The sequence below is a fragment of the Microvirga sp. P5_D2 genome (assembly GCF_054049475.1).
The window spans coordinates 1-10,465 of the sequence record NZ_JBFUMH010000178.1 but is presented as its reverse complement, the minus strand read 5'-3'; the positions used below and the strand labels follow the sequence as shown (position 1 = coordinate 10,465).

The window sequence follows — 10,465 nt, the reverse complement described above, 5'->3', positions numbered from 1 at the left end:
GCGAAAGCGGCGCTCCGGCCATGCCCGGCGGCGRCATGGGTGGCATGGGCGGCATGGACTTCTAAGTCCACCCACACAGCACTCAGCAAAGAGGGCCCCGGAGGACACTCCGGGGCCTTTTTCATGAACCAGGGTTGGCTGTCGATAGCCCCCTCGTCGGGGCAGCGCTTCGGTTTACGACTTCTAAACAACTCCAGGCTGACAATTCTCATCCTGTTTCAGAAGGGTCTAACCATGAAAACTGCACGCCGTTTTCTTCTTGATCCCTCGCTGGCTCGCCTTATCGTCAGAGAACGCGGCTTTGATCGGCAGATCATCGAGGGATATCTGTCGGCTCAGCCTGGTCGGAACCAGTTTGTCCGGTCGGAGGCGGATCAGTGCTACCTCGTCATCCCGGTCCTTGGGCCATCGGGAGAGACGGTCGAAGAACCAGCCCTGGTCCCGCAGATCCATGGCGAGGCGCTGTTCGCGCTTTCCGTCGGGCAGATCTCCTATACGCGGGTTTATCTGCCTGACCAAAGCACTGGCAGCCAGGAGATGCTGCTTGATCGTGTGATATACCCCGACAGATGTGACATCATCACGGTCGCGTTTCGCGACGAGCAGGAGGCAGAAGCCTTTCGCCCGGCAGCTTGGTTCGGGCCTGAAGTGACCGGAGAATATGCTTACGAGTGGCGCCATCTTGCGCTCAATGGTCTGCCTGCGCTTCCGGCGATGCCGTGCTCGAGTCCGCAGGTTGAAGCGGTCCTCGATATGCTGGATCAGGCCAAACAGGTCACCGACGTATCCCACCAGTCCAAGGCTCACGAGGTCGTTTTTGCCCTGTCCCGCTCTCTTGAGAGCTCGGGCATGCTGAAAGGCTCCTGCGAAACCTCCGGTTCCGCAGGAGAAGAGCCGGCAGCTGAAGAGCGGCAACAACCAGCGAAGAGAGTGACGCAGTAAACCGCAAGCCGCGGAGACTGCTTTCCCGGGCTCCTTGGCTAAAACCTCCTGGGCTTGTGAGCGTTCAGACATAAATGTAACTGAACCTATGGGAGTTCTCGCATCAGCCTCAAGGCTTCGGCACGCGGTTTGGACGGCGAACGCCTGATAGATGTGTGAGGAGTCGAAGCGCGGCCCGGCAAGCCCGGCTCCTGCACTGGAACAGGTCGGCACGTCTGCGCAGGCCGCTTGAGGCTATTCGTCTATGCCGAGACCTCCAGCATTTCGCCGTGTGCGTGGATGAGGAGCTTTGGCTCCTGCCGGCAGAGACTTCCTTGCAGGCCTGTTTGGGCTACTTCCAGTCGAGGCAGCCGGTCGGTGGCTCCTTGAAGCGACTGCCGGCTGCTGAGGCCGAGTGTGCGGCGTGTTTCGTGAATGCTCGTCGAGAAAGGCTCGGCAAGCCGCAAAACCGGCGAGCACTGCTGGTGGGCACTCGATTCCTTGCTGCTCCGCGAGCGACCGGGCAAAGCGCACCATCGCCTCGCTTGGAGGGCGAGGGCCCGTCTGCGGTGCCGGCTTTCCCGCCTCAGGCGAACGTGGTGGCGCGTGCTGGTCCAGGAAGGCCCGGCAGGTCGCGCTATTGCTTTTGAGCCCGCGGGGCAGCTTCAAGCCACGCTGCGCGGCAATCGATGTCGCGAAGGCAATCATCGCCTTTGTTGGGGGCTTCCCATCCCCTGTCGAAGGCGTCGGAAGATGCTTCGGATCAAGAACCACAGCGCCCGATTGCCCAATCGTCTCGATCAGTTCTTTGACCCGCGTGCGGGTCCGCTCCTGATAAACCTTGGCTCTGCCCATCGCCTCGGCTCGTGTCGAGGCGCGCCCGATCTCAGCCAGATCAGCCTCGAACATCGCGCGGCCAACCGGGTCACCGTAGGAGGGAAAGACACGCCGGACGGCGGAAATGAACGCAAGCCCGACCTCCGTCACCTGAATCGGCGGGTCTTTGCCCCTGAGGAGTTCGACATATTGGCTCTTCTGGAGCTTCGGCAGGATCGTGTCCCGGGTTGCCGCGGTCCCGAGGCCCTTGGGCTCATTGGGATTTGCCGGATTCTCCAGTGCAGCCTTAAGCACCGGGTCTTCGACCTGATCGACGAGGCGGCCCATCACCACCGGCAACTCGCCGCGGGTGATCCGACGCGGCGCCTCGGTCTTGGCCGTCTCGATCCGGGCCCCCGTTGCTGTCCCGGGCTCGTTGTCCAAGATCGGCGCCAGGCGTCCTGTCGTGGGCTCATCGTCCGGCTTGGCCTTGCCTGGAACAGCTTCATTGTCCTCGTCAGCCTCCGCGCCGTAGATGGCACGCCAGCCGGGGGATTTGATCACGCTGCCGCTGATCGAGAACCGCTTTGGCCCAAGCGGTGTCGCCACCTGGGCAGTGACCGTGGTCCGCGCGTCGATGCCGTCCGGCAGGTGGGCCGCCAGGAAGCTCTTGGCGACCAACTCCCAGAGGCGAAGATGATCTGCGCTGATGCTTCCAGGCTGGGGCACCTTTCGCAGCGGCACAATGGCATGATGCTCGCCCGGGTCCTTCACGTAGTGGCCCTTGGTGCCCTTGCGGATGACGAGGTCATCCGCGGTTGGCACGAGGCTCGCGAGATCGGGCAAGATCTCAACGACGCTGCCGATCACCACGCTGGCATCACCGGTCTGGCTTTCGGGCAGATGCTCGGACTCGGTGCGGGGATAGGTCAGGTATCCTTGGTCGTAGAGATCCTGTGCCAGTTTGGCCGTATGCGGCGGATCCCATCCGAACCGCTTGGCGCAGCGGCGGGCGAGGGTGTCTTTGGAGAACAGGCGAGGGGGCGAGCGGCGCACATCCTTCTGCGCGACCCCAAGGGGACCTGACCAGGAAGCGGCCGCCTGCCGGATCGTCTCGGCAACCTGTTTGTCGAGGATCTTGTCCTTCGGGGCATGCCAAAGAGTGATCTCGGCGCCGCTGTTTATCGTGACGGCCAGAGCAATCCTGTAATAATCCTGCGGGATGAAGTCGCGGATGCGCTTTTCCAGGTCCGCTAAGATCGCAAGTGTTGGCGTCTGCACGCCGCCAAAGCGCCAGGGCTCCCGGAATGCAGGCGGTCGCAACCGCAGGGAAATGGCGCGGGTGCCGTTGAGGCCGAGATGATAATCCTCATATTGGCGACACAAGGCCTCAAGATAAGCCGCGTAGTCCCGCTCACCCGAGGCCGGCTCTTTGGCCATTGCGGCAAAGGCGCGTCTGATCGAGATCTCGTCGAGAGCGCCGAGCTTCAACCGGTCCACCCGACCCCGATAGCCGAGATGTTCAAGCACCTCCCACGCGATCATCGAGCCTTCCCGGCCCGGATCGGTGGCGATGATGACGCGCTCGACACCCTGGAGGGCCTGCCTGATCGCTTCGATCTTGGGCTTGTGCGACTGACCGGAGCGATTGGTGCCGTAAGTGACCGGGATACGCTCAAGCACGATGGGGAGGGTATCAAAGCGCCATGGCTTCCATTCCTCCCGCACATGGCCGGGCTCCTCCGCAGAGAGGAGGTGCCCCTCGGCGGAGACGCAGATGGTCGTCGGCGATTTGAAGAACCGCTGCAGCTGGCGCATGGCCGAGGGCTTCTCGAAGAAGAAAAGCGTGCGCGATGCCGATTGAGCCGTCATAGCCGTCATGCAGTCCGATTGCGATCCACAGCTCGAAGCGCGGCGACGAGCCCTGCCATGAAGAACCAAAAGGGAACATTACTTACAGGCGCGCCGCTGTCAATGGAGGCCGGGCAAAGCCTGGCTGTGAAATCTGAGACGCTATTCATCCCGTCCGAAAGTCTGAAGGTGGTTGTTGCCACACGACCGCCGATGGGCCCGAGAAATGGACAAGCGGCAATCCTTAGCTGAGCACCTTCGTCCCAACACGATCAAGCCGTTTCATCCTCCTCAAGCCGTTTCATATTGAACAACGAGAGATCGAGTTTGCTGCTTCCGTTTGTGGCAAGATCGGCCAATGCCTCCCCGACCACAGTGGCGAACTTGAAGCCATGCCCAGAGCAGGGAGATGCGACGACGACCTCGGGTGCTCCCGGAAGGGTGTCGATCACGAAGTGCTCGTCCGGAGTGTTGGTGAACAGGCAGGCTGCGAGCCGCAGCGTTGGCCCATCGGCATCCGGGAACATGTGCCTGATCCCCTTCCGAAGAGCCTCCTCGTCGGCGGGCGTTGGCTCACGGGAGAGTTCGTCCGCGTGGCCGGTTTCATGGAAATGGTGATACAGCCCAATCTTAAAGCCGGGGATGCCCCAGGTCGGAAATTGGTAGAAGTGGCCGACCTCGCTCAGGATGTTCGAAACCGGGAAAATCTCCGGCCTGAAGAGGTCTGGCTTCTGCGGCAGGAACCAGCCCAGAACCTGTCGTTCCGGCACAGCCTTGGTCTTCAGTGCGGGAATGAGATCGGAAATCCACCCTCCCGTCGAAACCACGATCTTCCCGGCCTCGTATCGGTTCCGATCCGTTGCGACGACGACCCGTCCATTCGCAGGCTCGATGGCAACGACTTTCTCACGGGCGTGGATCTCCGCTCCTGCTGCAACGGCAAGGGAGGCGTGCGCGAGGATGGCGCGTTCCGATGCTACAAATCCAGCATCCGGCTGATACACGACGGCATAATTGTCGGGAAGCCTATAGCCGGGGAACCGCTGCTGGGTTGCACGCGCCGTCAGCACTTCGTGGGGGAGCTCATGCTCCCGGCACGCCGTCAACGCACCCTGAACGATCCGGCTGTCTTCCGCGCCCGCATCGATTCCACCGGTGACAAAGAGGAGTTGCTCTTTCGTTAGCTGCTCGGCTTCCCGCCATAGCTCGTAGGCGCGCCGGAGGAGGGGCACATAGTTGGGGTGCTCGAAATAGGCGAGACGGATGATGCGGTTCAGCCCATGTGAAGAGCCCATGCCGTGCCCGAGATCAAAACGTTCGATGCCCAGCACCTTTTGGCCACGGCGAGCCAAGTGCCAGAGGGCAGCAGAGCCCATGCCGCCAATACCGATCACGATAGTGTCGAATGATTTCATGCCGGATGTCCCGCCAAGGATATGTTCTTGCTCCAATGAGCTTATCCGTTCAAGAACTCGGCGCAACCGTCCTGTCCATTGAGCGCGTCATGGTGATGGGTGAAATGGATGCGGCCATTTGATAGGTGACTCAGAGCGCTGTGGATGGTGTTCGACCTTAGTCTGAAAGGTTGTCGCAGAGGCGGCAACCTTCCCGAAAGGGCTTGCTGCTTCTAGTTCTGCGCTGTTCATCGACTGCCCTCCCGTACCACCGGAGCAACCATTGATGCTCCTCGCTGTTAGGCCGAAAACTCGACTTCGCTAAGGCGCATCTATCTGAAACAGCTTCAAGGACGCGCGCCCGTGTTTCGGCTCAACAGGCTATGGCCTTGCAACGTGGTCGACGCCCGCCCCGGTCAGAAGGGGCAGAGATCGGCTCCTCTGAACCGTCCGTTCACACCCGCGATGACAGGGCTTCCGCCGCATCAATCCGAACTGCTATCTCGGATACAAGCTTTCGACCAACACCATGGCTGAGATCGTCCAGTTCCGTGGGAAGCTCGTTGGTCTTGATGAAAAGACGTTCGCTTGCCATTCGGTGTAGGCCGGATTCCTTATGGCATGAGCGATGGTCGGGGTATAGGAACGCGCCATCATCCACTAGAGGCGCCACCGCTCGCCGTTACATGCACGATGGCAAACCATTTCCGAGCTGAGATCAGGCGGTAGGTACAGCTGGCCGTCGGATCAGGATGGCTCATAGGTACCGGGGAGCACCTTCTCAACGCGGAGGCGGATTTTGTGGTAGCACTCGCAGGTGGCCTGTTCCAGACCAGCGCGGTCGGTTACGACGATGCCGCCGCGGTGTTGTTCAATCAGGCCGGCGGTTTGAAGGGCACGCAAAGTGGTACTGACCGTGGAGCGTTGGACCCCAAGCATTTCGGCCAGTTTTTCATGGGTCAACGGCAAAGTATCCTGATCCATCCGGTCATGGGTGTTGAGAAGCCAGCGGCAGCACCGGGCCTCGACCGGGTGAAGAGCATTACAGGCTGCGGTGTGAAGCACTTGGGCGAGCAATGCCTCGTTGAAAGCGGCCAGCAGCCGCCGCATCCGAGAGCGCAATACGAGGGTCCTGAGCATCTGCTCAATCGGAATTCGTGAGGCAGTGCCCGACACTAACACCACATAGCGTCCGAGGGCTTCACGGCTGATGAAGGCGCTCAGAAGACCTACTAGCCCCTCCCGCCCGAACAGCGCCACTTCCACCACACGTCCGTCCTCCATGACTTCCACAAGGGAGATGATGACATCGTGCGGGAAGTAGGTATATCGAATGATATCGCCAGCCTCGTAAAGTACAGCGCCGCGCGGCAAGTCCACGATCTCAAGGTGTGGTTCCAGCGTGGCAAAGTCTGCGGGCTCCAGAGCGGCGAGGAGCCGATTAGTCCGATGGCCCTGTAGTCGACTGTGTGCCAAGATGGGCTGCGACGCTCCTGTGGGTAAATAAATTTATCCGACAAAATGCCGCAGTCTCATCACGAATTGGTGATGACTAAGGCTGCACCAGAACGCTGAGCAAAGAGGAAATAACCTGGCGATGCGGTTTCGGGGTTTGCAGGACACTGCAGGCCAAAAAGCATCCTCAAGTGGAGTGCGCGTGAGAGTCGTTCCAATGCCGGCGCGAGGTACGATTGCTTTCATGGGGCCATCGATGACGCCACCTGACTGGCCTATGTCGAGAAGACGCCCGATGAGAGCCGCCGCGATCACGGCCTTCTTGGTGCGGACTCTCCGCTGATTTAGAGTCTGCGGCATCCAAGTTGAGCGAGTGATGACCGATACCTGAGGAGGCTCTGTCGCGCGGCTCTTCCGCAAGGCGCTGCGGCTGCTCGGGATCCGCCATACCCGCACGACACCAGTGGCAAGGCCGAGCGCTTCATCCGGATACTTCTGCGCGCGCGGGCGTTTGTGATCCTATTCATCTCGTCGCAGGCGAGAGTTGCTGATCTCCAGTAAAGGCCGATCTGGTACAATCATAGTGCGCACGGTAATCTGGATCGAGGAACACCGGCCTAGGCTCTCGCCGGCACAAACTAATGAGACAGACGCTATTACGGACTGCGATGTTGTTCGCGGCATGTTCTGCTCAGCCTGTGCTTGGCCACAGGGCACCTTTCCGCCGAGACACTGCCGCTGCCAGAGCCTCTGATCAGCCTGAACAGCGAGCAGGGTGCCCACCTGCTGCTGGAGAGCGAGGCGAATCGGGCGTATTGGCCACTCAGCATTCAGTTCGTAACGCAGAAGAACCAAGCCTACTGTGGGGTCGCGAGCCTCGTCATGGTTCTCAACGCCCTCGGCGTCTCGGCCCCGATCACACCGGAGTTCGAGCCGTTCAAGACCTTCACACAAGACAACCTCCTTAACAACGACACTGAGAAGGTTTTGCCGAAGGAGGTCCTGGCAAAGATCGGAATGACGCTCGACCAGATCGGGAAGCTGCTCACTGCTTACTCAATCAAAGCTGATGTGCGCCATGCCGCCGACACCAGTCTGGACGCGTTCCGAAAGCTTGCGACCGAAGCCCTCAACACGCCCAACCAGTATGTGATCGTAAACTACCTGCGACGGGCGATAGGGCAGGAGCGTGGAGGACACATTTCACCCTTGGCAGCCTACGATGCGGAAACAGATCGCTTTCTCGTCCTTGATGTCTCGCGATACAAATATCCGCCAGTTTGGGTGAGAGCCGATGAACTCTACGCGGCCATGAACACACCCGATTCAGACAATGAAAATCGGACGCGGGGTTTCGTTCTGGTAGCTGCGGGAAATTAACCAGCGGATTTGATATGCCAGGACGACAACCAGAGAACAGTCAGGCTGGAATCGTCGCTTTATCTTTGCTCGCCTTGATCAGCGTGACCTTGCGTCTCGTTGGAGGGAGGTCCGAGGGAAGGCGGCTGGTAACCCGAAATCTATAAGCCCGTGCCCGGCATAGGGTCATGCTGTTGTCTGGACAGACAGCGGCACCGCATCAGTGGCTGCGCGACACCCGAGGCGAGTTTCCAATGCAGGAACTCGACGGAATTGATCTACCAGACGGGCGTCGGGGTACTGTCGTGTACGTCCGCGCGAATGCCCTATTAATCATCGTCGAGGTCGGTCCAGGGCTTGTTGACTATGGGGTCGAGGAAAACGGGTTGAAGAAGTTCTCACGCATGACCGTTGGGCCGGAGGATCTCGTGAATCGTTTGGTTGAGGGCAAGAAGGGGGCTGAGGCTGCGGACGTTCAGAAATGAGCCCAACTCTGGATCAGCGTTGAGACTTCCGCCTCGCACCCGTCGAAGCTTTCTTGGCTGACTGGGTTTTGCTGGCAAGTCGGACTGTTGGCCGTGTCATCTCGTTCAGCATAGCTTTCTGCTGACGGTGCATCTCTGCGGTCCAGAAACCACGGGCAGCACCTGCCCAGGTGTTCGCCCCACTCAACCAGAGGCACATCCAAGGGTTCTTTGCCATGGTGATCTCAGTCTACTCAAATGCTTCCGGCACTCTGCCCATCGTTCGGGGCAATGGAGAACACCCGAACCTCGTCGAAAATCCCCTTTAAGGAACGAGCGCCCTCGTCAACAAAGCGGAGTCCGGAGCCCGCAACAAGGTCGCGGACTGTGCTCGACACAAGCACCTGATCACCCTGAGCTTGGGCCGCGATACGGGCTGCGATGTGAACCGCAATTCCGGCAATGTCCTGGCCCTTTAACTCGATCTCACCAGTGTGCAGGCCACAGCGGATTTGCAAGCCAAGGGAGTGCGCCCCGCCGATGATAGCCGCCGCGCACCGAACTGCCCGCGCAGGCCCGTCGAATGTAGCAAGAAATCCATCGCCAAGTGACTTCACTTCCCGCCCTCGAAATCGGGAGATTTCCTGGCGCACGAGGTCATCGTGCTGGTCCAGCAGTCTACGCCAGCGGCGATCACCAAGGTCCGATGCTTGCTTGGTTGAATCCACGATATCCGTTAGCAACACTGTAGCAAGAATGCGATCCGGCTCTACATCGGGCCGGGAACCAGTCACGAATTCTTGGATCTCATCGGCGATGTCGTCTGCGGTCTCGCCAATATACGGGAGGTGATCCGCCCCGACGAATTCCGCCAGACGCGCACCGGGGATGTGCTGGGCCAAGTAGCGGCCCGCCTCGATACTCACTGCGGCGTCCTCGGTCCGATGGATCACGAGCGTCGGAACGCGGATCGCGCTCAACACACTGGAAATGTCGATCTCCTGGTTCATCCTCATGAGGGCTTTGGCGGAAGCAGGCGTTGCGCCCACGCGCTCGTGGCGAGCCCAAATCTTCTTAAATCCCGCGTCGTCAGCCATAGACGGAGCATATTTCCATGCGCTCTCCCCAGTGCCCCATTTCTCCTCGACGTAGCGATAGAACGCAGCCAGCTTCTCTTCAGTCGGATACCAGTCAGAGAACTTCGCGAATGCGCCATAGAGAATCAGGGAGGCGCAGCGGTCTGGATGACTCGCCGCGAAAACAGTGGCAAGCGAACCTCCTTCTGAGATGCCAAGCAGAACTGCACACTCGGACTGAGCCGCGTCCATCACGGCTCTGGCATCATCCATTCGCTCGTCGAGGGTCGGCACGGACGCCGCCCGGTCCGAAAGCCCTGTCCCGCGCTTATCGAACACGATCACACGGGCAAATCGACCGAGCCGCTCCAGCCAGCGTCCTGCGCTCGGATTGTCCCAAGTCTCCTCCACGTTCGAGATGAACCCAGGCACGAGCACGAGATCGACGGAGCCCGCGCCAAAAACCTGATAGGCAACGTGAAGATCGCCACTTCTCGCATAGCGGGTCTCGGGCTGCATTACATGATCCTGCAAACACCGGCGTGGCAGAGCCTTTGCCGACAACAGCTGAGCGCCCAAACAGCCGGGATTCCGAAGATTGTCCGAAAAGGCGATGTGGGCCACAACCATTCGGCGGCAGTGTAGCCGCGATTTCCTGTGCAACAAAGCCGACCTGACTGACGCCAAATGACCTGTATGCCATTCCCAGCAGGCGGGCGCGGACAGCTTCAGAAGCGCGGTTCGGAGGAGATATACGTCTCAGTCCTTCCCACCCTGGACCACCGTCAGCTTCCGCACCATCGGTGGGCAGGTCCGGGGGAGGGCGGCTAACGTAATATAAGTAATCGTCAAGCTCCCATGTTCAGGATAGATTCAAGATGGATGGGCGAAGGCTTATCGGATGACCAAACAGGCTAACGGAAGACCGCTTGTCCTCATCCTGGAGGATGAGGCCCTGATTGCGCTGAATCTCCAGGATGATTTGCAGGATGCAGGCTATGAAGTGGTAGGCCCCTTCACCACCTGTGACGCTGCCCTGGAATGGCTCCGGAGCGGGACGCCCGACACGGCCATTCTCGATGCGACGCTGAAGGATGGACCCTGCCACGAGGTTGCTCTGGAGCTTAGC

6 protein-coding genes and 2 pseudogenes are annotated in these 10,465 nt (G+C 60.0%); 4 read left to right on the top strand and 4 right to left on the bottom strand.

The window, feature by feature from the left end:
• A pseudogene (locus ACXJKO_RS26670) lies at positions 1 to 942 on the top strand (hypothetical protein); the annotation flags it as partial.
• Between the two features lie 234 nt (positions 943 to 1,176).
• Here ACXJKO_RS26670 and ACXJKO_RS26665 read toward each other — a convergent pair.
• The 3 genes from ACXJKO_RS26665 to ACXJKO_RS26655 form a co-directional block, all read right to left on the bottom strand.
• The gene (locus ACXJKO_RS26665; protein WP_457094071.1) at positions 1,177 to 3,609 is read right to left on the bottom strand and encodes a type IA DNA topoisomerase; all 2,433 of its coding nucleotides are present in this window, start codon (positions 3,607 to 3,609) and stop codon (positions 1,177 to 1,179) included.
• Positions 3,610 to 3,860: 251 nt separating this feature from the next.
• On the bottom strand, positions 3,861 to 5,003 hold the full coding sequence (gene solA, locus ACXJKO_RS26660) for an N-methyl-L-tryptophan oxidase (RefSeq protein WP_457094070.1): 1,143 nt from the start codon (positions 5,001 to 5,003) through the stop codon (positions 3,861 to 3,863).
• Positions 5,004 to 5,729: 726 nt separating this feature from the next.
• Positions 5,730 to 6,362, bottom strand: coding sequence for a Crp/Fnr family transcriptional regulator (locus ACXJKO_RS26655; RefSeq protein WP_457094069.1), 633 nt, complete (start codon positions 6,360 to 6,362; stop codon positions 5,730 to 5,732).
• Positions 6,363 to 7,139: 777 nt separating this feature from the next.
• On the opposite strand from ACXJKO_RS26655, the gene ACXJKO_RS26650 reads away from it, so the two are divergent.
• Together ACXJKO_RS26650 and ACXJKO_RS26645 are read left to right on the top strand one after the other, a co-directional pair.
• Positions 7,140 to 7,817, top strand: coding sequence for a phytochelatin synthase family protein (locus ACXJKO_RS26650; protein ID WP_457094068.1), 678 nt, complete (start codon positions 7,140 to 7,142; stop codon positions 7,815 to 7,817).
• Between the two features lie 167 nt (positions 7,818 to 7,984).
• The gene (locus ACXJKO_RS26645; RefSeq protein WP_457094067.1) at positions 7,985 to 8,281 is read left to right on the top strand and encodes a hypothetical protein; all 297 of its coding nucleotides are present in this window, start codon (positions 7,985 to 7,987) and stop codon (positions 8,279 to 8,281) included.
• A gap of 233 nt (positions 8,282 to 8,514) precedes the next feature.
• Here the strand turns inward: ACXJKO_RS26645 and ACXJKO_RS26640 are convergent, their stop codons facing one another.
• The gene (locus tag ACXJKO_RS26640) at positions 8,515 to 9,855 is read right to left on the bottom strand and encodes an adenylate/guanylate cyclase domain-containing protein (protein WP_457094066.1); all 1,341 of its coding nucleotides are present in this window, start codon (positions 9,853 to 9,855) and stop codon (positions 8,515 to 8,517) included.
• 382 nt (positions 9,856 to 10,237) lie between these two features.
• Here ACXJKO_RS26640 and ACXJKO_RS26635 point away from each other — a divergent pair.
• Positions 10,238 to 10,465, top strand: a pseudogene (locus tag ACXJKO_RS26635) (histidine kinase); the annotation flags it as partial.